We start from the raw sequence: 20,345 nt of genomic DNA on the forward strand, positions 1-20,345 counted from the left end.
AGTACGTCGACTGGTACAACCACCGACGACTCCACGGTGAAATAGGGCACATCCCGCCCGTCGAATACGAGACCAACCATTACCGCGAAACCACGAAACCCCAGGTCACAGCCACGACCTAGAGTCTCGATCAAACCCGGAACGGTTCAGTACCGCGCCCACGCCTCACGGCCGTGCGGCTGATCGCAGCGGTAGCACCGTGGAGGACCCACGGCAGCACGCACCGCTTCACGAGCCCTACGAGCAGCCGTCTACAACCGTGCCGACTCCACACACAACGGCGCGCCACACGTGGCACGGGCATCACGGGGGCGCTCCCCAAGACACTCCGAACACGTCGCGCGCGTCTCCTCCAGCGCCGACACAACCCCACCCCTCGTCATTTTTGTTGATCATGGAAGCCTCGGGCACTCCTCCACAGCCCAGTAACCGCAAGGGTCAGCACCGATAGCGGAACAGGCAGCAAAGAAGCAAAGGAGGCGCACATGAACCACACCCCGGCAACGTCAGTTCGTCATCCCCCCGACGGAACCGTCACCGAATCCGGATGTCCCGACTGTAAGCACGCGGACTGACACCCTCCACCGCATTCTTGGGAGCCCCATGCGACCCCAGGAGCGGCGAACGGCCCGCCACCAGGTTTCCCCAGCGACGGGCCGCGACAGGCACTCAGATGGGCTCAGGCGCCCTCGGGCTGCGGGGATTCAGCCCACCTGAGGATCACTCGGTCCGTCGTGTTCGCGTTCCGGCCCCTCCCCACGGACTTGGCGATCCGCACCGAGTCGAGGAACAGCGCCAGGAACTCGCGCTTCGTCTTCAGGTCCCACCCCGACCAGGTAGACCCCTCACCGATCGGGTCACCGTCCACGCCCGTCCACTCGTTCGGAAGTTGGATGGTCCGGTTCTCCGCCGAATCGAGTTGGGCGAGACGCTCGGCGGTGCGCTCCTCGTGTGCCGAGAGCCGCGCCATCGACTCCTGGAACATCTGCGTACCGGTCTTGTCGGAGTACACCCCCGCCAAGCGGTCCGTATGCAGGATGCGCCTCGATTCCCGTACGTGCTCCAGCTCGGCTCGTACAGAAGCGCGTTCGGCATCCCGCTGAGAGGTGTCCCCCTGCCGCGCGAAACGGCGTGCCGCTTCGGCCAGCCACTCAAGGTCGTCCGGGTCTTCCGGGTCCATGGCAGTCAGGCGAGCCCAGACCCGGCCCGCAGTCTCGTAGTCCGCCGCTTCCTGGCCGATGACCAACCCGCCGTGCCCGGCCACTACGCCCCCGGCCCGGTTGCACTTGTAGTAGGGCTTCTCGCCCCGCTTGTCAGAGACCATTACGGAGCCGCACACATCGCAGAACAGGAGCCCATGGCCGGCGAGCAGCGTGGCCACGCGTCGCCCGCTCCGGACGACTGTCTGAGTGCGGCCGTCCAGCACGTCTTGCAGCTGCCACCAGTCTTCAGCCGGGATCAGCGCGTCGTGCGCTTCGATGGGCTGGCCCTCGTCGTCGCGCAGGATGACACGGCGGCCCATCTTGCCCGGAACCGGCTCTCCGTCGGCGTCCTTGGTCGGCAGTACGCGCCCCTGCCACTCGATCGCGTACCCGGCAAGGCGCGGGTCCCGCAGGATGCGCAGGACCGTGGACGACACCCAGGCGGGACGTTCCACGGACTCCGAGGTTCCCCGAGCACGGCGCGCGGCAAGGCGCTTCGCACCCGACTTTCCGAGCGTGGTCACCTTGGTAGGCGCCCCGTCCTCATTGAGTCGCTTGGCGATCTGCGAGGCGGACATGCCCTCTGCCGCCCACTTGGCCATGTCGCGGACGTACGGGGCCTCCACGGGGTCCGGGACGAGTCGCATCACGGACAGCTTGCCGTTCATGCGTCGCTCGGTCGTGAAGCCGTAAGGGGCGACGCCGGACACATGGCTACCGGCCCGCCGGAGGGTGTCCTTCGTAGCCGAGACGTACGCCGACTTCATGTCGGATTCCTGCTGCGCCAGACCCGCGATGATGGCGAGGATCCCGACACCGACCGGGGTGGACGTGTCGAGATGCGGCTCTTCGACGCTGACCAGCCTGACGCCGTGCGACTCCAGTTCCTCGATGATCCTCATGGCTTCGAGCGCGCCACGGCGGGTGAGTCGGGACAGCGAGAAGACGACCACTGCGTCCACGTGCCCGCCGCGCACGGCCGCCATCATCTCCTCGAACCCCGGGCGGTGGATGCTGGGGTCCCAGCCGGACTTGCCGACGTCCTCGAAGTGACCGGCTTCTTTCCACCCCTTCGAGCTAATCAGTGACGCGCACCGGTCGCGCTGCGCCATGGGGGACGCCTGGGAATCATCCTCACGGCGCTTGGACTGACGGATGTAGGAGACTGCACGCACATCGTCAAGGCTAGGCGCAAGGCCCGGCCTGTGATTCCTGAGAGGTGTCATGTGCCTAGTGTTGTAAAGATCAACGCACTGACCGTCCCCGCCGAGCAGCGGGAAGTCCTGGAGCAGCGCTTCGCCTCGCGGGCGGGGGCCGTGGAGGGTTCGGACGGTTTCGAGTGGTTCGAGCTGCTCCGGCCGGTCGAGGGCACCGACCAGTACCTCGTGTACACGCGGTGGCGTTCGGAGGAGGACTTCCAGGCGTGGATGGAGGGGCCGATGAAGGCCGCGCACCAGGGTGGCGCCGGTGCCGGCGCCGGTGGTGGCGCCGCCTCCGGTGGCGAGCGGCCGAAGCCCGCGGCTTCCGGGTCCCAGGTGTGGTCGTTCGAGGTCGTGCAGCAGGCGGCTCCGAAGCAGGCGTGAGCCGCCGTTGACGTGCGCGGGGCCCGGGGTGGCGTGCCGCCCCGGGCCCCGCGCGTCCCCGCATGTCCCGCCGGTCCTGATCCCGCCGGTCCTGGTCCCGCCGGTCCTGGAAGTGGCCCGGAGGGCCCCGTTCTGGCCTCAGCTCCAGAAGGCGTCGCTCTCGTCGATGTCCTGGGTGCACTGGTCGATGTCGGTGATCTTGCCGCCCACGATGGTGAAGAAGAGGCCCTCGTGGATCTCGATGCCCCGGTCGCCGCGGTCGCCCATGGCGGTGTGGAAGGCCATCGCGTGGCCCCGGCCGTCCACCAGGACCCGTTCCAGGCGGACCCGGTAGGTGCCGTCGGTCTCCTCGCCGAGCCGCCGGTAGAGGTCGAGGACGGCTTCGCGGCCCTTGTGGTGCCCCGCCAGCGGGCTGCTGCCGGGCATGTGGTGGATGACGTCGGCCGTCATCAGTGTGCCCAGGGTGTCCATGTCGCCCTTGCCGAAGGCCTCGTAGCCGCGGCGGATCAGGGCACAGTCCGGGTGCTCCGACATACCGTTCACATCCTCCGTTGACGCGATCCCCCGCAGTCCTATTTACACCTTTCCTCATCATCGGCCCGTGGCTGTGGATATTCCACGCGGGAAGGACGGGAGACGCTCCACACTGACGCCATGGACAAGAACCTGATCATCGACGCGGCGGCCCCCACCGGGTGGGAGGTCACGGCGGAGCCCTTCCGCACGCCGGACGCCACCGCCCTGCGCCGTGCCTATTACGCGGAGGTCGCCGGACGGTACTGGGAGCGGCCCGCCACCGAGGCCGAGGTCGACGAGGGGCTGGCGGACGATCCGGCCGACGACCTCGTGCCGCCCACGGGGCAGTTCGTGGTCGGCCGGCTCGACGGGCGGCCCCTGGCCTGCGGCGGGATACGCCTCCTCGACCCGGCCACCGCCGAGCTCACCCGGGTCTACGTCGACCCGCGCGCCCGCGGCACCGGCGGCGGGGCGGCCCTGCTCGACGCGCTGGAGGGGGCCGCCCGTGCGCTGGGCGCGGGGCGGATGCGCCTGGACACCCGCAGCGACCTGGTGGAGGCCCGCGCCCTGTACGCGCGTCACGGGTACAGGGAGATACCGGCGTACAAGTCCGGGCCGTACGCCGAGCACTGGTTCGAGAAGTCCCTGGGGTGAGCCGCCGCCGGCGCGGGGCCGGGCCCGGGGACGGACCGGCCGTCAGGGGGCGGCGTGGTCAGGGGGCGGCGTGGTCCCGGCGCGGGAGGGTGTCGTAGGGCTCCTCGGCGTCGGAACCGCACAGCTCCCGGTTGATCTCCGCGACGAGTTCGGTCAGGTCGGTCGGCCGCTCGGGACCCCACCAATCGCCCAGCAGCTCGGCCAGGGACTCCTGCCGGGCGGCCGCGAGCCGGGCGGCGGCCTCCCGTCCCCGGTCGGTCAGGACCAGCGAGAGGCCCTCGCGGACCGCGAGCCGGCGTTCCTCGGTCTGGCGGCCGGCGTCGGTGATGACCTTGAGGGGGATCCCGGTGCGTTCCGCGAGCTCGGCCGGGTCGGCGGAGCCGTACTTGTTGATCCGCAGCAGCAGCCAGCTGGCCGCGGGAAGCAGGTCGTAGCCCGCCTTGTCGGTGATCTTCTCGTAGACGTGGTGGCGGCCCTCACGACTGCCGAGCACGCACAGCGCGCGGGCGACCTCGTCGCGCGAGGAGCGCTCGACGGGGTTGGAGGCGAGGGTCTCCGTCACGTCGGGCGCGGTGACGGAGCCGCGGAGCTTGTCCTCCTTCAGGAACCAGGAGATGACGAAGGCGACCAGCACCACGGGCACGGCGTAGAGGAAGACGTCGGTGATGGCCGTGGAGTAGGCATCGAGCACGGTGGGCCGCAGGTTCGCGGGGAGCGTGCCGATGGCCCGCGGGTCCGCCTCCAGTTGCTGCACGCTCAGGCCGGACGGCAGGCGGACACCGGCGAGGGCGGCCGAGAGCTGGTCACCGAGCCGGTTGGTGAAGATCGTGCCGAAGATGGCGACGCCGAAGGAGGCGCCGATGGAGCGGAAGAACGTGGCACCGGAGGTGGCGACGCCGAGGTCGGCGTAACCGACCGAGTTCTGCACCACGAGGACGAGGACCTGCATGACCAGACCCAGGCCCGCGCCGAAGACGAAGAAGGAGGCGCCCATCTGCCAGTCGGAGCTGGTGCGTTCCAGCTGGTGCAGGAGCAGCAGTCCGACGGCGGTGACGCCGGTGCCCGCGATCGGGAAGACCTTCCACCGCCCGGTGCGGCTGACGATCTGACCGGAGACGGTGGAGGCGATCAGGAGACCGAAGACCATCGGCAGCATGTGGACGCCCGACATGGTCGGCGAGACGCCCCGCACGATCTGGAGGAAGGTCGGCAGGTAGACCATCGCACCGAACATCGCGAAGCCGACGATGAAGCTGATCACCGAGCAGAGGGTGAAGGTGCGGATGCGGAACAGCTTCAGCGGCAGCACGGGTTCGGCGGCCCGCCGCTCGACGAGGACGAAGGCGACGAGGAGCACCGCGCCGAGGACGGCGAGTCCGATGATCTGGCTCGACGCCCAGGCCCAGGTGGTGCCGCCGAGGGAGGCGACCAGCACGAGGCAGGTCGCGACGGAGGCGATGAGCGCGGTGCCGAGGTAGTCGATGGTGTGCTTCGAGGAACGGGCCGGGATCCGCAGGACCGCGGCGATCACGACGAGGGCGACCAGCCCGATGGGGAGGTTGATGTAGAAGACCCACCGCCAGGTCAGGTGGTCCACGAACAGGCCGCCCAGCAGCGGTCCGAGGACGCTGGTCGCACCGAAGACGGCGCCGAAGAGGCCCTGGTACTTGCCGCGTTCGCGCGGCGGGACGATGTCACCGACGATCGCCATCGAGAGCACCATCAGCCCTCCGCCGCCGAGTCCCTGGAGGGCGCGGAATCCGATGAGCTGGGGCATGTTCTGGGCGAGGCCGCAGAGCGCGGAGCCGATCAGGAAGAGCACGATGGCGTACTGGAAGAGCTTCTTGCGCCCGTACTGGTCGCCGAGCTTGCCCCACAGCGGGGTGGCCGCGGTGGAGGCCAGCATGTAGGCGGTCACCACCCAGGACAGGTGCTCCATGCCGCCCAGTTCGCTGACGATGGTGGGCAGCGCGGTGGAGACGATGGTCTGGTCGAGGGCGGCTATCAGCAGGCCCAGCAGGAGGGCTCCGATCGATACGAGCACCTCCCGGGAGGCGTGCTCGGCACCGGGACCGGGTTCCACGGTGGAAGCGGTGACATCCTGGGCCATCGGGTCCTCCTCAGGCAGGATCGGCACCATCCATCCTGAGCGGTGTGTCCGGTTATGGCCTGTCGGGCGGGTTGGGTGGGACCTGCGGGGTCTGCATAATCGCTGGCAGTGGCCACGGGAGGGGTAGCAGTGAGCGCTGAGCGCTGTCCGAATTGCGGCGCCGTACGCGCCGAATGCATATGCATGCCGAACGGATCCTTCGACCCGCTCCGCATCCGCCCCTACGCTCCCCGACCGACCCCGGTCCCGACGCCCCCGGAGCCGGACCCAGGCCCTGGGCCGGGGGCCGGCCTTGGCCCTGGCGCGGGTCCTGGGCCTGGCCTTGGCTCTGGACCCGGCCTTGGCGCTGGGCCTGGCCTTGGCGCTGGGCCTGGCCTTGGCGCTGGGCCTGGGCATGGGCTCGGCCCCAGCGTGCCGTACGCGCAGGTCCCGCCCGGTACCGACGGCCCGTACCCGCAGACCCCGGTGTCCCCGGCGCCCGGGCACGGGGCTCCGCACGGGCTCGGAGGCCCGTACGTGCCCGGCCCCCGGGACGGGCACGCCGTGTGGCCGCAGCCCCCGGCCGGTACCGGCACGGGCGCCGTGGCGTACGGGGCCGGGCACGCGGATTCCGGCCGGCCCGACGTGGTGGGCCCGGACCCCTCCGCGTCGGACGGTGCCGGTTTCGGCGGCGGGCCGCCGACCCCGCGGGCGGAGGCGGCCACCGAGCTCTTGGCGGCGGTGCCGGCGGGGCCCCCCGTGGCTCCGGAGCCCCACACGCCCGCCTACGGCATACCCGTACCGGCGCCGGCCGAGCAGACGGTGCAGCTGAGCCCCGTCGCCCCGCACCCGCGCCGCGCCGGCTCCGCGCGGCGGAACCGGCTGCTGGTGCCGCTGATCGCCGGCGGTGGCGTCCTGGCCGCCGGCGCGGTGGCACTGTCGCTCGGCGTCTTCACGGGCTCCGGGAAGGGCGACGCCGTCCTGCTGGACCCCGGTCCGTCGGCGCCCGCCATCAGCGTCTCCCCGGTGGGCCCGTCGGACGGGCCCACCGGGGAGACGCCGTCGCCCTCCACGTCGACCTCCCCCAGCGCGAGCGCCTCCGCGTCGCGCTCCGCGTCCCCGTCCGCCTCCGCCGCGAGCCCCACCGCGTCCCGCTCGTCCTCCGCGGCTCCGGCCCCGTCTGCGACCACGGGCCGCCCCGTCGCCCCCACCACCCCGCCGCCCGCGGCCAAGCCGGTGACCCTGCGTTCCGGGGACTCCGGCCCCGAGGTGGAGAAGCTCCAGCGGCTCCTGGCGGACCAGGGCCTGTACCGGGGCCGCTTCGACGGCCGCTACGGGCGTTCCGTCGAGCGGGCCGTGGACGACTTCCAGTTCTACAACGACGTCCAAGGCGACCCGCAGGGCGTCTACGGTCCGGCGACCCGGCGCGCCCTGGAGGGATAGGTCACTCCGCGGACGGTGGCGCGCACCCCTCCTCGTTTTGTATCGTGTAGGAACAAAGTGGTTCCGTCCGCACTCCCTGACCGGTGGACGGAACCACTTGTTCTCTTTTCCCGCCCCGTCTGGAGCCCTCCGATGCCGGCCAGCACGATCACCACGCCCGTCGCCCTCACCACCCGGGCGCTGCTCCTGGACATGGACGGCACCATCGTCAACTCGGACGCGGTGGTCGAGCGCTGCTGGCGCGAGTGGGCGGTGTCCCACGGGCTGGACCCGCAGGAGGCGCTCAAGGTGGTCCACGGCCGCCAGGGCTACGCCACGATGGCCGTCCTGCTGCCCGAGCGCCCGATGGAGCTCAATCACGCCGAGAACAAGGTGATGCTCGCCCGCGAGACGGCCGACACCGACGGCGTGGTCCCCGTCGGGGGCGCCGAGGAGTTCATGGCGTCGATCGCCGGGCTGCCGCACGCCCTCGTCACCTCGGCCGACGCCGCCCTGGCCGCGGCCCGGATGACGGCGGCCGCGCTGCCGATGCCGCGCGTCCGCGTCACCGCCGAATCCGTCGGGGCGAGCAAGCCCGACCCCGAGGGTTTCCTCAAGGGCGCGGCCGAACTGGGCATGGACCCGGCCGACTGCGTGGTCTTCGAGGACTCCGGCGCCGGCATCGCCGCGGGCCTGGCGGCCGGCATGCGCGTGATCGGCGTCGGCCCGCGCGCCGCGGCGTACGGGCCGACTGCCCACGTTCCCGACCTGACCTCGGTCCGCGTCGAGGCGGACGGGGACGGCACGATCCGCCTCGTCCTCAACCCTGCCTCCTGACCCGGGGCCGGGGCGCGTGCCCCCGTAGGGGCGCCGCCCCACGCACCGGCTCCCGACCCGACGGCGCCTGCCCCAGAGCGGCCCGGGGCAGCGAGCCCGGCACGACGGGCCCGACGCGGCCTGCCCGGGGCAAGAGGTCCGGAGCCGACAGGCCCGGGGCAAAAGACCCGGCGCAAAAGGCTCCGCTACTGGCCGACGCGCCCGTCGATCCGCTCGCGCAGCAGGTCCGCGTGGCCGTTGTGGCGGGCGTACTCCTCGATCATGTGCACGAGCACCTCGCGCAGTTCCGTCGGCACTCCGCCGTTGTCGCCGACGGCCCCGAGGCCGGGAGCCTCCTCGACGAGCCGCTCCGCGAAGGCGACCTCCGCCCGCCAGGTGGCCCAGGCCTCCGCCACCACCGCCGGGTCGGCCACGGCCCCCGTGAACTCCCCGTCCGGCTCCCGCTCCGAGCGGTAGTGCCGGCGTACCTCCTCGCCCGCCATGACCCCCTGAACCACTTCTGCTCCACGCCCGCGAGGTGGCGTACGAGGCCCAGCAGCGACAGGCCCGAAGGTTCCACCGCCCGGCGGGCCATCGCCCCGGTGTCGAGGCCGGAGCACTTCAGCTCCAGGGTGAGCCGCTGATCGCGCAGGTAGCCGGCCAAGAGGGCCCGCTCGCCCCGGAACCCGCCGTCGGACCGGGCGTCCTCGCCGGGACGCACGAACATGTTGGACCAGCCGAAACCCGGGCTGGACGAGGACAAGGACAAGGACGGGGACCCGGGCACGGGCACGGGCACGGTGGAGGTCACGCCGGCCGGCGTGCCCGGCGGCCGGGGATCCCCACAAGGGGGTTTCCCGGCCGCGGCGGGACGCCCTCGCTCAGCCCGCGACCGCCTCGTACAGCGAGAACACCGCCAGCGCCGCCATGACGGCGGCCGCGATCTTGGTGATGAGCCGCAGCGGCACGTACTTCATGAGGGTGCGCCCGCCGAGGATGCCGATGCCCGCGACGGCCCACAGGGCCAGCACCGCGCCGAGACCGACGGAGACCGGGTTGTCGTACCGCGCGGCGAGGTTGGCGGTCATGATCTGGGTCAGGTCACCGAACTCGGCCACCAGGATCAGCATGAAGCCGGCTCCCGAGACCTTCCAGAAGGACTGGTCGGCGGGCGCCTTGACCTCCTCGTCCCCGTCGTCCTTCTTCAGGAGCAGCATGGCCGCGCCGGCGAGGAAGAGGACACCCACGACGGCCTGGACCAGCCGGTGCGGGAGCAGCGTGAGCACGCTGCCCGCGGCGATGGCGAGCGCGACGTGCACGGCGAAGGCGGCGGCGACGCCCGCGAAGACGTAGGAGGCGCGGTAGCGGGTGCCGAGCATCAGACCGGCGAGGGCCGTCTTGTCCGGAAGTTCGGCGAGGAAGACGACGCCGAAGGCGATCGCCATGACGGTGAAGCTGAACACGGGGTGGGACCTCGATCGGTCGGGCAGGACGCCATCGGGACCGAGAGACCTGAGGTGCGGCAGGGGTCGCTTCGGCTCGGCGGCGCCCTGAGGTGCGTAAACGCGGGCAGGACACTGCGGCCGAAGGTCTCGCTGGCCGACCGCTGACGCGGCCTGCCTCCGGGCGCCGGCTGGGGTGACCCAGCAGTATGTCGACGGTCCGGCGAAGAGCTACTCCCCTTCATGCTCCTCCAGGGTAAGCGACGGCGGCCACCGGCCACCCCTGCCCGGAATGTGAGCTTGGACCCACTCCACCCCGTTCCACGCCATCCATGTGGCCGGATTTCCAACTTCCCTGTGGCCGGGGATCGTTGGGTGCCTTGATGTGACGTGCTCATGTCGGCAACCTGTCACCTGGCGCCCGTCCCCGCGACACCTGGCGCCGCCAGCATGGCCGCGCCCCACCGGGGCGGAACGGCCACCACCCCCCGCACCCAGGGAGCCCTCATGGCCCTCGCTTCTCTTCGCATGCCCTCTTTCTACGCGCGTCACATAGGCCGCGCGGGCATCCTCGCGTCCGCCGTCGCCCTCGCCTCGCTCACCTCGCTCGTGAGCGCCCCGGCCGCCCTGGCCTCCCCGCCCACCCCGATCAGCGCGGCCGCCGCCCGGAGCTACCTGGACACGGTGACGCCGACGCCGGAAGGCTCCCTCAGCGGCTACAGCCGCGCCCAGTTCCCGCACTGGAGCACGGTCTCCGGAACCTGTAACACCCGCGAGACGGTCCTCAAGCGGGACGGCGTCAACGTCGTCACCGACTCCGCCTGCGCCGCCGTCAGCGGCAGCTGGTACTCGGAGTACGACGGCGCCACCTGGACCGCCGCGTCCGACGTGGACATCGACCACATGGTCCCGCTCGCCGAGGCCTGGCGCTCGGGCGCCAACTCCTGGACCACCGACCGCCGTCAGCAGTTCGCCAACGACCTCACCCGCCCGCAGCTCATCGCCGTCACGGACAACGTCAACCAGGCCAAGGGCGACCTCGACCCCGGCAAGTGGCTGCCCCCGCGCACCGCGTACCGCTGCACGTACGCCCGGATGTGGGTGCAGGTGAAGCAGTACTGGGGTCTGAGCATGGACAGCGGGGAGAAGACGGCCCTGGTGAACCTCCTGAACGGCTGCTGACCCGCGATCACCCCCGCTCTCCCCCGCCAGGGGGAGGCCAGGCGTGCCCTCCGCCCCGTACCGTGATCGAAAGGGGTATGGAGGAGGGGGAGTTCCATGGCCGGACTGCGTCTTGGGCCACTGCTGCGCCACATCGACTGGGACACGGGCGGGGCCGCCACGATATGGGTCGAGGCGGACCGCCCGTGCACGGCCGTGGTGCGGTGCACCGACGGGTCCGGCGGCAGCGCCCGCACCTTCCAGATCTGCGGCCACCACTACGCGCTGGTCCCGGTCACCGGCCTGACCCCGGGCACGACCACGGCCTACGAGGTGCTCCTCGACGGAGTCCTCGTCTGGCCGGCGTCCGGGAACGGCTTCCCCCCGAGCACGATCACCACCCCGGCGGTGGGAGGCCGCACCGGACGGCCCGCACCGGGGCTCCGGGTCACCTTCGGCTCCTGCCGGCAGGCCGCCCCGCCCGCCGGCCGGCGCGGACCGCACGGCGCCGACGCCCTCGACACCCTCGCGGCGCGGCTGGCCGCCGATCCCGGAGCACCAAGACCCGATCTGCTCCTGCTGCTGGGCGACCAGGTCTACGCCGACCAGCTGTCGCGGGAGACACGGCGGTGGCTCGCGGCCCGCCGGGACCTGCGCGAGGCGCCGGGCGCACAGGTCGCGGACTACGAGGAGTACACCCGGCTCTACTACGAGTCCTGGCTCGACCCCGAGATCCGCTGGCTGCTCTCGACGGTCCCCAGCCTGCACGTGTTCGACGACCACGACGTCATAGACGACTGGAACACCAGCGAGTCCTGGCTCGCGGAGATGCGGGCGACCCCGTGGTGGCCGGAGCGGGTGCTCAGCGGGCTCATGTCGTACTGGGTGCACCAGCACCTGGGCAACCTCTCCCCCGCCGAACTCGCGGCGGACCCCCTGTACGCGGCGGTACGGGCCGACCCGGACGGCACCGACGCCCTGCGCGCCTTCGCGGCCGGAGCGGACGCCGATCCGGCTTCGGTGCGCTGGAGTTACCGGCGGGACTTCGGCCGGACCCGGCTGCTGATGGTGGACACCCGGGCGGCCCGGGTGCTCGCCGAGGACGGGCGGGCCATGCTCGACCCGGCCGAACAGGCCTGGCTGCGGGAGAACGCCCTCGCCGGGCACGGGGATTACGACCACCTGCTGATCGGCTCCTCGCTGCCGTGGCTGATGCCCCCGCTGATCCACGACGCGGAAGTGTGGAACGCCGCGCTGTGCCGGGGAGAGCGCGGGGCCCGGTGGGCACGCATCGGCGAGGACCTGCGGCGGCGCGCCGATCTGGAGCACTGGGCGGCGTTCCCCGCGTCGTTCGCGGCGCTGAGCGACCTCATCGAGGAGGTGGGGACGGGACCGAAGGCCCCGGCGACGGTTTTCGTCCTGTCCGGGGACGTCCACCACGCGTACGTGGCCGAGCCCCGAATACCCAGTACGGCCCGCGTGTTCCAGCTGACCTGCTCACCGGTGCACAACTCCATCCACACGGCGGTCAAGTGGGGCTTCCGGCTGGGCTGGTCGCGGCTGGGCCGGTGGCTGGGGCGCGGCTTCTCCCGGCACGGGCGGACGGGCCGGCCGCCGCTGAGCTGGCGGCGTACGGGCGGCCCGTGGTTCGGCAACCAGCTGATGACGCTGGCGCTGGCGGGCCGCGGCGCCCGGCTGCGCCTGGACCAGGCCCGCCCGGGGCGACGGGGAGCGGCCGGAACGGCCCGACTGGTGACGGTCCTGGACCGGGAGCTCACCGAACCGCACTAGAAGGACACGGTGGCCCGGCCGACGAACACAGCGGCTCTGACGGCCCTGACGGCGGCCCCGGCGGCGGACCCGGCATCGGAACCGGCTGTGCGGCGGCGGACCTGACGGACGCGGTGGCCCCCGAGCTCGTCCGGCCCCCCGCCGGGCGTACGCTGTATGGCTGTCAAGCCGCCCCTGCCGCTCCCCGCGACGACGCGGCGCTTCGGACTGGGGAGTCCTACTGTGCTCGAAACGCTGGGGTCGTTGACCTCAAGCCCATGGATCTACGTAGTGGTCGCGGTGTCCATCGTGCTCGACGTGTTCCTGCCGGTGCTGCCGAGCGGGGTACTGGTGATCACGGCCGCGGCAGCGGCGGCGGCCGCCGGTCCTCCGCCCCGGGTTCCCGACATCAGGGCCCTGCTGGTCATCGCCACGACGGCCTCGGTCCTGGGCGACCTGGCCGCGTACCGGCTGGCCCGGCTCGGCGGGGCCCGCCTGGACCGGGCCATCGCCCGCTCCCGCCGGCTGACCCGGGCTCAGGAGCGCCTCGGCACGGCCCTCTCCCGGGGCGGCGGCGCTCTGGTGGTGATCGCCCGCTTCGCACCCGCCGGCCGCTCGGTGGTCTCGCTGGGGGCCGGCCGGACCCAGCGCAAGGTGATGGAGTTCCTTCCCTGGTCGGTGCTGGCGGGCATGACCTGGGCGGGCTACAGCGTGTCTCTGGGTTACTTCGGCACCCAGTTGCTGGGCACCACCTGGCTCGGTACGGCGGTCTCCCTGATCGCCCTGTTCGCGGCGGGCTCCCTGGCCGCCTTTCTCGTCCGCCGGCCGCCCGAGGCCACGGCGCCCGCGACGTAGGAGACACGCATGACGGACCCCGACGTTCCCGGAACCGGCACCCCACCCGGCCACGAGGCGGTGACGGCCCGGCTCGAAGGACACCGGCGGGAACTGACCGGCTACTGCTACCGGATGCTGGGGTCGGTGTTCGAGGCGGAAGACGCCGTGCAGGAGACCATGGTCCGCGCCTGGCGCGGCGCCGGCCGGTTCGACGGCCGCGCCTCGTTGCGGACGTGGCTCTACCGCATCGCCACGAACGTCTGTCTGGACGCACTGGCCGGCCGCGAACGCCGGGCCCGCCCGATGGACCTCTGCGGCCCGGCCGTCGGCGCCGCCTCGCCGGGCCCCGCGCTGGACGCCTCCGCGTGGATCGAACCCTTCCCCGCGGGCCCCACGGCCGTGGCCGTCGACCGGCGGAGGCGGCCGCGACCGGCGAGTCCGTCCGGCTGGCCTTCGTAGCGGCGCTGCAGTACCTGGCGCCCCGGCAGCGCGCCGTCCTGCTCCTGCGCGAGGTCCTCGGCTTCTCGGCACATGAGGTCGCCGACGTTCAGGGCTCCACCGTCGCCTCCGTGAACAGCACGCTGCAGCGGGCTCGGGCCGTGCTCGCGGCCCGGCGCTGCGAAAGTACGGACGGCGCACCGGCCGCACCCGCCGACGAATCCACCCGACGGGCCCTCGCCGACCGGTACGCCGCCGCGTTCTCCGGCTTCGACATGGAGGCCCTCTCCATGCTGCTGCACGTGGACGCCACCCTGTCCCTGGCCCCGCACACCCTGTGGATGCGGGGCTCCGCCGAGATCCGGGCGTGGCTGACCGGTCCCGCCGTCGGCTGCCGGGGGTCCCGGCTGGTGCCGACCACGGCGAACGGTTCGCCCGCCTTCGGCCAGTACCGGCGCCGGGCCGACGGCACGGGCTTCGCCCCCTGGGCGCTCCAGGTCGTCGAAGTGTCGGGGGGCACGGTCACCGACATCAGCGTCTTCCGCGACACCGAGCGGCTGTTCCCACTCTTCGGTCTGCCCCCTCACCTGGACGCGTAGGCCGGGCGGAGCAGTCGGTCACCCGTTCACCCTGCAGCGATCGCCGCGTCCCGGCGGGGCTTCTAGCGTCCAGAGCACGGCGCGCATCCGATTCCGCGTCACGTCCGTGCCCTGGCCGCGCCGTTTCGAGGAGCCCGAGGAGTTCTCTCCATGTCCCCCACACGCATCCGGTACCGCCTGGCGGGAGTCGCTGTCGCGACACTCGCCGTCGCTGCCGTCACACCCGTCGTTCCCGTCTCCGCCGCCCCCTCCGCCACCGTCTCCCCCGGGACCGTCGCCCCGGGCGGGCGCGTCAGCCTCAACGTCGAGGGCTGCGGCACCAAGACCGGCCGGGCCACCTCCCGGGCGTTCGGCGCGGTCTCGCTGACTCCGGGCAGCCTTCAGGCGACGACCAACCTGTTCGGCGAAGCCACCGTCTACACCGACGCCCCCACCGGCGCGCACCCCGTCACCTTCGAGTGCGGCGGCACGGGCGGCCGCCGCATCACGGTCACCCTGCAGGTCGCCCCCGGGGCCGCGCGCGGCGGACTCGGCGGGAGCGTCGATTCGATGAGCACGGGGCAGGTCGCCCTGGGCGGCACCCTCGCGGCCGGCGCGCTCGGCGCCGGGGTCTGGATCCTGCGCCGGCGCACGGCCCGGACCGGCTGACCGACGCCCCCGGCACGCCTGCCCCTGCCCCTGCCCCTGCCCCTGCCCCCTACACTGTCGCGGACTGTCCACGCACGTGCACCCCGTCGAGCAGCAGCCTGGTCGCCTCCGCGACGGCGTCCACGGCCTCGTCGAACACCTCCCGGTTGTGCGCGGCGGGTGCTCGGAATCCGGACACCTTCCGTACGTACTGGAGCGCGGCGGCGCGGATCTCCTCCTCGGTGGCCTTCGCGGGGATGGCGGGCGGGCGCAGGGTCTTAATGGAGCGGCACATACCTCCACTATGGCGCGGAAGCCGGCAGCTCGGCCCCGGAAAGCTTCATGATCAGCCCGGCCTGGAGCCGGCCCCGCAACACCGGGTCGGCCACCTCCTCCAGCAGTCCGATCGCCCGCCGCGTGTTCTCGGCGGCCCTCCGGTCCTCGCGCAGGGCCGCGCTCTGCGCGGTCATGTGCCGCAGCGCGAGGTCGGCCCGCCGGTGGAACAGCTGGCCGACGAGGGTGACGACCAGGCCGACGGAGCTGGTCACCACCCCGATGTACGCGTCCCCGGCGCTCTCCGCCTTCCACACGGCGAGCCCGACCCCGAACAGCAGCACGGCCGCGCCGATGCCCGCGAACCGCTGGCTGGTCACGAAACTGCTGCGGGCCTGCGCCAGCCCGTAGGCGTAGTACTCGACGAGGATCGGGGTGAAGTCGTCGCGCCGGTCCTCCGGCTCGGCCGCCCCGCCCCGCCCGGCGTCCACGAGCCTGGGTCCCCCCTGGCCGTCCCCCTCACCATCCCCCTCACCGGCCCCGGGTCCGGCGGCGCCCAGCCCCGCCAGCAGCCGCGCCCGCTCCGCGTCCCGCCGCGCCTCGAACCCCCGGGCCCGCCGCCACTCACCCCACACGGCCCCGACGCCCACCACCACGATCCCGATCCCCCAGACCCACGCCTCGGCCCCTGCCACGACCATCACCCCCAGCGATGGGATCCCCGTCCCACCGTGCGGGAAACCCACCCGGGACCTAGACTGACGAACGCCCGAAATGTCCGCATCGGGGGATGAGGGAGACACCATGGCCAAGCGAGGAAACAAGCGCCGCGCCCGTAAGAAGAAGAAGGCCAACCACGGCAAGCGCCCCAACGCCTGACCCTGACTCACCCGCCCGGGCCCACACGGGCGGCCACTCGAAAAGCCCCCCAACCACGCACGGCGGGGGGCTTCTCCACGCCCCCCGGCCCGTGCCCTGAGCACGCCCACTCACTCCACCCTGAGTACCGGCACCCTGCCCCTCGTCCACCCGGTCCGGAACAGTGAGCGCATGCGCAACGGACCGCGGATACCCGCTACCCACCAGCTGTCGATCCCGTTGCAGGCCGCAGCCGCGATCGCGGCCTGGGCCGCCTGGCTGGGCTGGGACCAGCACCGCGACGTACACCCCGACGGCTCGGAGACCGGCCCCTACGCGGCGTGGCAGGTGATCGGGCTCGGACTGACCCTGCTGGCCCTGACGTACCGGGCAGCCTCCCGGGGCCACACGGCGGCGGCCGTCCTCGGCACCACCACCGGCCTGACCGCCGCCGCCTACTACGACTGGTCGGACGACGCGAGCGGCCTCTTCATGATCGGAGTCTGCCTCCTCGCCCTCACCACCCTGACCGCCACCGGCGCCCTCACCCTCGCCATCACCACCTCGAAACGCAGGACCACCCCACCGGAAGACCCCCGCCCCTAGAAGGAGCCGAGCCACCGGGCAAGCCGCTCACCACCACCCGGGCCACCACCGCCGTCGGCCCCGTCCACGGCCCGGGAGGGCCTCCGCTGCGGTCAGGGCCGGGTCTGCAATACCGCCGCGTATGCCCGCTGGACCTCACCCAGGTACTGCCGCAGGCGGAAGCGGACTTCCTCGACGGCCCCGTCGTCGACACCCGGGTACATGAGGTCGGACCAGATCACCGTCTCACCGCGGAGCCGAACCCGGACGGTCAGCCTGCCCGGCCCCGACTCGGGCCGCTCCTCGGCCGCCACCTCCACCGTGCGCGGCATGTCCCTCGGATAGAGCGGTCCGCCCGGGCGAAGGAGCCGCCTCGGGTCGAGGCCGGCCATCCTGCTGTCACTGCGCACCACCAGGTCGAGGCCGTCGACGAAGAGGTACGTGTGCACGGCAGTACAGACCGGCGGCCCAGGACACGCACCTACAAGGAGCGTGCTCATCACGTGGTTCCGGCTCCCGGGCGCGGTGGCCCTCGGCTCGCGCGGGGGTCTACGAGGCATCCGCCTGATGTGACGTCACCGGCCGATCGTACCCGCCACGCCGCACCGGCGCGCCTCGCAAAACCGCGTACCCGCACCTCCCCCGCCCAGCCGAGGCACTGCCCTTCAGGGCCGCCGGTAGACAGACGGGTCGGCCTCCGGGTCCGGCTTCCCACTGAGGCTGACGTATACGGGGTGCTCCTCGTGCCCCACCCGCAGATGCAGCCACTGGTCGAGATCATGGATGGCGTATCGGTGGAGGTACTGAATGAAGAGCTCCAACTCGTCCTCCGACAGCGGCTCGTCGTGCCTCTCGTCACGCATGGCCGACAGCGTAGGCGGAGGGCGAAATCCGACAGAGGCAGCATCGCTGCCGCGGACGACGGGAGCGTGCGTCACCCGCGTACAGACGCCAAAGGCCCCCAACCATGATCGGTCGGAGGCCTTCGCACTGGTGGGCGCGGACGGTTTCGAACCGCCGACATCTGCTTTGTAAGAGCAGCGCTCTACCCCTGAGCTACGCACCCGTGGACGAGTGGACAGCCTACATGCAGGGCGCACCCCCCACGCAAACCCGTTCCCGTGGGGGAGAATGGACCGGGGCATGGCGGACGCGGCACGGGAGAGGGATTGTGACGACGGCATCCCGGCGGTGGTTCGGCGGGCGGGACGAGAGTCGGCGGGCGGATGCGCAGGCGGCGAAGGATGCCGCCGCGGCCGCGTTCTACGAGCTGGACACCGCGCAGCGGGATCTGCGGATCTCCATGGAGACCATCGCCGCCGCGGACGGGTCGCCCGAGGCCCGGCGGGCCGCGGAGGGCTTCGTGGCGCTGGGGCAGCGCATCGACCAGGTGAGCCACGTGTACATCGAGGCGGTCGACGCGCACGACCTGGACCGGGTCGATCTGGAGGCGTCGGTCGCCTCTCAGGCGCGGGAGCAGCTGACCCGGGCCCGTGAGGAGCTGGTGCGGGTCAAGGGGGAGCTGGAGCGGTTCGCCCAGGGGCTGCAGCCGCTGCTGGACAAGGCGGAGACGCAGCTGGCGAGGGTCGCGCCGGCCCGGGAGCGGGCGAAGGCCGCGCTGCTGGCGGCGAGTGACGCGCTGGACGCGACGCGGGCGAAGGGGATACGGGCCGACGAACTGGCGGCCCGGCTGGCCGCGCTGGGGCCCGAGCTGACCAAGCTGAACCAGGGCGCGGCCCTCCACGGGGTCCAGGCGACCGTGCAGCGTGCCGACCGGATCCTGCGGGACGCCGAAGGGGTACGGGCCGAGGCGGCGCGGCTGCCGGAGCGGGCCGCGGAGATCGACCGGCGGCTGGTGAGCCTGCGGACCCGGGCGCAGGCGCTGCGCAACAGGGCGGACCGTGTGGATCCGGTGCTCAGCGAGCTGAGGCGCCGGTTCAGCGCGGCGTGCTGGCAGGACCTCCAGCACGTCCCCGACCAGGCGGTACGGGACGTCGCGCGGGCGGAGGACCGGCTCGGGGAGGCCGGCCGGGCGCGGGAGGAACAGCGCTGGGCCGACGTAGGGACGCTCCTGGAGGAGGTCCGGACCTCGCTGGACGCGACCGACGAGGCGGTGTCGGCCGCGCAGGACCGGCTCACGCGGCTGGAGGCGGTGGCGCGGGATCCGAAGGCCGAGGTGGAGCGGACCCGGTTCGCGATCCGGGACGCGCAACGGCTGGCGATGGCGGGCCGGACCGTGCCCGATCCGCGGCACGCGCGCCCGCTGGACGAGTCGGTGGCACGGGTGGAGCGGGCCCTGGCCGGGCTGGAGGGGCGGCACCCGGACTACTGGGCGTTCCTGCTGGAGATGGAGGACGTACGGGGCTCCGTGACCCGGGTGGTCAACGGGATCCGGGCGGAGCGCGGACAGGGCTAGCGCGGCCGGGGCCGGCCTTCGGCGGGTACGGGTTGTCCGGGGGGCCTCGGCGACGGATGCTGGAGGTGTGGGGGGCGGAGCAGAGGAGGGCGAGATGGCTGCCCATACGTCCCATCGGCCTCGCGCGGGCCATGAGCCTCCGGCATCCTACGAGTCGTACCGGCCTCACGCGGTCTACGGGTGTCACGAGGCTCATGAGAACTACGCGCCCTACGTGCCCCACGAGCCGTACGAGACCCACGAGCCACAGCACTCCCACCTGATGCACCGCCTCCTGCACCCCGTCAACGCCAAGCTCGACGATCACCTGCCCGCCGACCACAAGCTGAGCCAGATCTACCGGGTCGGCGCCGGCCTCACGGGACTGCTGCTGGTCGCCTTCGGAATCCTCGGACTCACCCACCACATCGGGTTCTTCGACACCGGCGGCGCCACGGTGCTCGCCCTCAACACCAACGGCGCGCTGAGCATCCTGTCGATCTGCATCGGGGTGCTGCTCTTCGTCGGCATGATGATCGGCGGGACCTTCGCCTCCACCCTGAACATCGGGCTCGGGCTGGCGTTCATCGCGAGCGGCTTCGTGAACCTCGCCCTGCTCGACACGGGGCTGAACTTCCTCGCCTTCCGGATTCCGAACGTGCTGTTCAGCTTCGTCGTCGGCGTGATGCTGATGTGGTTCGGGATGTACGGGCGGGTGGGCAGCGCCCTGCCGCACGACAACCCGTACTGGCGGGCCCGCCACCCCGACCAGGCGGCCCGGGAACACAGGAGCGCGGCGGCGCCGCTTCACGGGGAGCGCCGCGCTGCGTAGCCTGTGCGCATGCCTCGTTACGAATTCCGCTGCCGGACCTGCGACGACACCTTTGAGATCAGCCGGCCGATGGCCGAGTCCTCCGCTCCCGCCGACTGCCCGGCCGGCCACGCCGACACCGTCAAGCTGCTCTCCGCCGTCGCGGTCGGCGGGACGCGCGGGGGCGGCGGGGGGGGGGCGGCCCCGGCCCCCGGGCGGGGGGGGGGGGGGCGGGGGGGGGGGGGGGGGGGGGGGTGTGGGGGGGGG

The 20,345-nt window shown here is 72.5% G+C and carries 22 protein-coding genes, 1 tRNA gene and 2 pseudogenes; 15 read left to right on the plus strand and 10 right to left on the minus strand.

What is annotated here, in order from left to right:
* Positions 1-122, plus strand: a 122-nt coding sequence (locus ACEPPI_RS33640; protein WP_373919077.1) for an IS3 family transposase, incomplete at its 5' end; no start/stop codon positions are given.
* Positions 123-679: 557 nt separating this feature from the next.
* Here the strand turns inward: ACEPPI_RS33640 and ACEPPI_RS33645 are convergent.
* Positions 680-2,428 carry a recombinase family protein gene (locus ACEPPI_RS33645; protein ID WP_373919059.1) on the minus strand — a complete coding sequence of 583 codons (1,749 nt, stop codon included), beginning with the start codon at positions 2,426-2,428 and terminating at the stop codon, positions 680-682.
* On the opposite strand from ACEPPI_RS33645, the gene ACEPPI_RS33650 reads away from it, so the two are divergent.
* Positions 2,429-2,785, plus strand: coding sequence for an antibiotic biosynthesis monooxygenase (locus ACEPPI_RS33650; protein ID WP_373919060.1), 357 nt, complete (start codon positions 2,429-2,431; stop codon positions 2,783-2,785).
* 138 nt (positions 2,786-2,923) lie between these two features.
* Here the strand turns inward: ACEPPI_RS33650 and ACEPPI_RS33655 are convergent, their stop codons facing one another.
* Positions 2,924-3,319 carry a nuclear transport factor 2 family protein gene (locus tag ACEPPI_RS33655; RefSeq protein ID WP_373919061.1) on the minus strand — a complete coding sequence of 132 codons (396 nt, stop codon included), beginning with the start codon at positions 3,317-3,319 and terminating at the stop codon, positions 2,924-2,926.
* A 120-nt stretch (positions 3,320-3,439) separates the two neighbouring features.
* Here ACEPPI_RS33655 and ACEPPI_RS33660 point away from each other — a divergent pair, with 120 nt between their 5' ends.
* Complete coding sequence (locus ACEPPI_RS33660; RefSeq protein WP_373919062.1) at positions 3,440-3,955, plus strand: GNAT family N-acetyltransferase; 516 nt, start codon at positions 3,440-3,442, stop codon at positions 3,953-3,955.
* A gap of 58 nt (positions 3,956-4,013) precedes the next feature.
* Here the strand turns inward: ACEPPI_RS33660 and ACEPPI_RS33665 are convergent, their stop codons facing one another.
* On the minus strand, positions 4,014-6,065 hold the full coding sequence (locus tag ACEPPI_RS33665; protein ID WP_373919063.1) for an MDR family MFS transporter: 2,052 nt from the start codon (positions 6,063-6,065) through the stop codon (positions 4,014-4,016).
* Positions 6,066-6,476: 411 nt separating this feature from the next.
* On the opposite strand from ACEPPI_RS33665, the gene ACEPPI_RS33670 reads away from it, so the two are divergent.
* Positions 6,477-7,487 carry a peptidoglycan-binding protein gene (locus tag ACEPPI_RS33670; protein WP_373919064.1) on the plus strand — a complete coding sequence of 337 codons (1,011 nt, stop codon included), beginning with the start codon at positions 6,477-6,479 and terminating at the stop codon, positions 7,485-7,487.
* 132 nt (positions 7,488-7,619) lie between these two features.
* Entirely contained in the window at positions 7,620-8,303 is a 684-nt protein-coding gene (locus ACEPPI_RS33675) for an HAD-IA family hydrolase (protein WP_373919065.1), read from the plus strand.
* Between the two features lie 185 nt (positions 8,304-8,488).
* Here the strand turns inward: ACEPPI_RS33675 and ACEPPI_RS33680 are convergent.
* Both ACEPPI_RS33680 and ACEPPI_RS33685 read right to left on the minus strand, forming a co-directional pair.
* Positions 8,489-8,913, minus strand: a pseudogene (locus ACEPPI_RS33680) (DinB family protein).
* Positions 8,914-9,163: 250 nt separating this feature from the next.
* Complete coding sequence (locus tag ACEPPI_RS33685) at positions 9,164-9,745, minus strand: TMEM165/GDT1 family protein (protein WP_030227262.1); 582 nt, start codon at positions 9,743-9,745, stop codon at positions 9,164-9,166.
* Positions 9,746-10,252: 507 nt separating this feature from the next.
* On the opposite strand from ACEPPI_RS33685, the gene ACEPPI_RS33690 reads away from it, so the two are divergent.
* The 5 genes and pseudogenes from ACEPPI_RS33690 (at position 10,253) to ACEPPI_RS33710 (ending at position 15,177) form a co-directional block, all read left to right on the plus strand.
* On the plus strand, positions 10,253-10,906 hold the full coding sequence (locus tag ACEPPI_RS33690; protein WP_373919078.1) for an HNH endonuclease family protein: 654 nt from the start codon (positions 10,253-10,255) through the stop codon (positions 10,904-10,906).
* A 96-nt stretch (positions 10,907-11,002) separates the two neighbouring features.
* A complete protein-coding gene (locus ACEPPI_RS33695; RefSeq protein WP_373919066.1) occupies positions 11,003-12,676 on the plus strand; it encodes an alkaline phosphatase D family protein in 1,674 nt (557 codons plus the stop codon).
* A 222-nt stretch (positions 12,677-12,898) separates the two neighbouring features.
* Positions 12,899-13,510 (plus strand): DedA family protein, encoded by a 612-nt coding sequence (locus ACEPPI_RS33700; RefSeq protein ID WP_373919067.1) that lies wholly within the window; start codon positions 12,899-12,901, stop codon positions 13,508-13,510.
* A 9-nt stretch (positions 13,511-13,519) separates the two neighbouring features.
* Positions 13,520-14,529, plus strand: a pseudogene (locus tag ACEPPI_RS33705) (sigma-70 family RNA polymerase sigma factor).
* A 150-nt stretch (positions 14,530-14,679) separates the two neighbouring features.
* A complete protein-coding gene (locus ACEPPI_RS33710) occupies positions 14,680-15,177 on the plus strand; it encodes a hypothetical protein (protein ID WP_373919068.1) in 498 nt (165 codons plus the stop codon).
* 49 nt (positions 15,178-15,226) lie between these two features.
* Here the strand turns inward: ACEPPI_RS33710 and ACEPPI_RS33715 are convergent, their stop codons facing one another.
* Both ACEPPI_RS33715 and ACEPPI_RS33720 read right to left on the minus strand, forming a co-directional pair.
* Positions 15,227-15,451 carry a DUF2277 domain-containing protein gene (locus tag ACEPPI_RS33715; protein WP_373919069.1) on the minus strand — a complete coding sequence of 75 codons (225 nt, stop codon included), beginning with the start codon at positions 15,449-15,451 and terminating at the stop codon, positions 15,227-15,229.
* A 7-nt stretch (positions 15,452-15,458) separates the two neighbouring features.
* Positions 15,459-16,124 carry a hypothetical protein gene (locus ACEPPI_RS33720; protein ID WP_373919070.1) on the minus strand — a complete coding sequence of 222 codons (666 nt, stop codon included), beginning with the start codon at positions 16,122-16,124 and terminating at the stop codon, positions 15,459-15,461.
* 109 nt (positions 16,125-16,233) lie between these two features.
* Between ACEPPI_RS33720 and ACEPPI_RS33725 the strand changes: the two genes are divergently transcribed.
* Positions 16,234-16,308, plus strand: coding sequence for a 50S ribosomal protein bL37 (locus ACEPPI_RS33725; protein ID WP_100661309.1), 75 nt, complete (start codon positions 16,234-16,236; stop codon positions 16,306-16,308).
* Positions 16,309-16,479: 171 nt separating this feature from the next.
* Positions 16,480-16,893, plus strand: coding sequence for a hypothetical protein (locus ACEPPI_RS33730; protein WP_373919071.1), 414 nt, complete (start codon positions 16,480-16,482; stop codon positions 16,891-16,893).
* A gap of 92 nt (positions 16,894-16,985) precedes the next feature.
* On the opposite strand, the gene ACEPPI_RS33735 is transcribed toward ACEPPI_RS33730, so the two are convergent.
* The 3 genes from ACEPPI_RS33735 to ACEPPI_RS33745 all read right to left on the minus strand — a co-directional run bounded on the left by ACEPPI_RS33735 (position 16,986) and on the right by ACEPPI_RS33745 (position 17,938).
* Positions 16,986-17,321, minus strand: coding sequence for a hypothetical protein (locus tag ACEPPI_RS33735; RefSeq protein ID WP_373919072.1), 336 nt, complete (start codon positions 17,319-17,321; stop codon positions 16,986-16,988).
* A gap of 216 nt (positions 17,322-17,537) precedes the next feature.
* The gene (locus ACEPPI_RS33740; protein ID WP_373919074.1) at positions 17,538-17,735 is read right to left on the minus strand and encodes a hypothetical protein; all 198 of its coding nucleotides are present in this window, start codon (positions 17,733-17,735) and stop codon (positions 17,538-17,540) included.
* 128 nt (positions 17,736-17,863) lie between these two features.
* Positions 17,864-17,938: transfer RNA gene (locus tag ACEPPI_RS33745), tRNA-Val, on the minus strand.
* A 105-nt stretch (positions 17,939-18,043) separates the two neighbouring features.
* Here ACEPPI_RS33745 and ACEPPI_RS33750 point away from each other — a divergent pair.
* The 3 genes from ACEPPI_RS33750 to ACEPPI_RS33760 all read left to right on the plus strand — a co-directional run.
* Positions 18,044-19,288 (plus strand): hypothetical protein, encoded by a 1,245-nt coding sequence (locus ACEPPI_RS33750; RefSeq protein WP_373919075.1) that lies wholly within the window; start codon positions 18,044-18,046, stop codon positions 19,286-19,288.
* Between the two features lie 262 nt (positions 19,289-19,550).
* Positions 19,551-20,099, plus strand: a complete 549-nt coding sequence (locus ACEPPI_RS33755; RefSeq protein ID WP_373919079.1) for a DUF4383 domain-containing protein — start codon at positions 19,551-19,553, stop codon at positions 20,097-20,099.
* 9 nt (positions 20,100-20,108) lie between these two features.
* Positions 20,109-20,345: zinc ribbon domain-containing protein (locus ACEPPI_RS33760; protein WP_373919076.1), on the plus strand; the 237-nt coding region annotated here is incomplete at its 3' end.

Origin of the sequence: Streptomyces sp. AB3(2024) (assembly GCF_041862025.1) — a bacterium.
Classification (GTDB): domain Bacteria; phylum Actinomycetota; class Actinomycetes; order Streptomycetales; family Streptomycetaceae; genus Streptomyces.

Excerpts from the sequence above, each read along its gene's own strand:
- ACEPPI_RS33675 (WP_373919065.1), top strand. The coding sequence starts at position 7,620 with ATGCCGGCCAGCACGATCACCACGCCCGTCGCCCTCACCACCCGGGCG.
- ACEPPI_RS33655 (WP_373919061.1), bottom strand. The coding sequence starts at position 3,319 with ATGTCGGAGCACCCGGACTGTGCCCTGATCCGCCGCGGCTACGAGGCC.
- ACEPPI_RS33715 (WP_373919069.1), bottom strand. The coding sequence starts at position 15,451 with ATGTGCCGCTCCATTAAGACCCTGCGCCCGCCCGCCATCCCCGCGAAG.
- ACEPPI_RS33660 (WP_373919062.1), top strand. The coding sequence starts at position 3,440 with ATGGACAAGAACCTGATCATCGACGCGGCGGCCCCCACCGGGTGGGAG.
- ACEPPI_RS33695 (WP_373919066.1), top strand. The coding sequence starts at position 11,003 with ATGGCCGGACTGCGTCTTGGGCCACTGCTGCGCCACATCGACTGGGAC.
- ACEPPI_RS33645 (WP_373919059.1), bottom strand. The coding sequence starts at position 2,428 with ATGACACCTCTCAGGAATCACAGGCCGGGCCTTGCGCCTAGCCTTGAC.
- ACEPPI_RS33730 (WP_373919071.1), top strand. The coding sequence starts at position 16,480 with ATGCGCAACGGACCGCGGATACCCGCTACCCACCAGCTGTCGATCCCG.
- ACEPPI_RS33690 (WP_373919078.1), top strand. The coding sequence starts at position 10,253 with ATGCCCTCTTTCTACGCGCGTCACATAGGCCGCGCGGGCATCCTCGCG.
- ACEPPI_RS33710 (WP_373919068.1), top strand. The coding sequence starts at position 14,680 with ATGTCCCCCACACGCATCCGGTACCGCCTGGCGGGAGTCGCTGTCGCG.
- ACEPPI_RS33740 (WP_373919074.1), bottom strand. The coding sequence starts at position 17,735 with ATGCGTGACGAGAGGCACGACGAGCCGCTGTCGGAGGACGAGTTGGAG.
- ACEPPI_RS33755 (WP_373919079.1), top strand. The coding sequence starts at position 19,551 with ATGCACCGCCTCCTGCACCCCGTCAACGCCAAGCTCGACGATCACCTG.
- ACEPPI_RS33665 (WP_373919063.1), bottom strand. The coding sequence starts at position 6,065 with ATGGCCCAGGATGTCACCGCTTCCACCGTGGAACCCGGTCCCGGTGCC.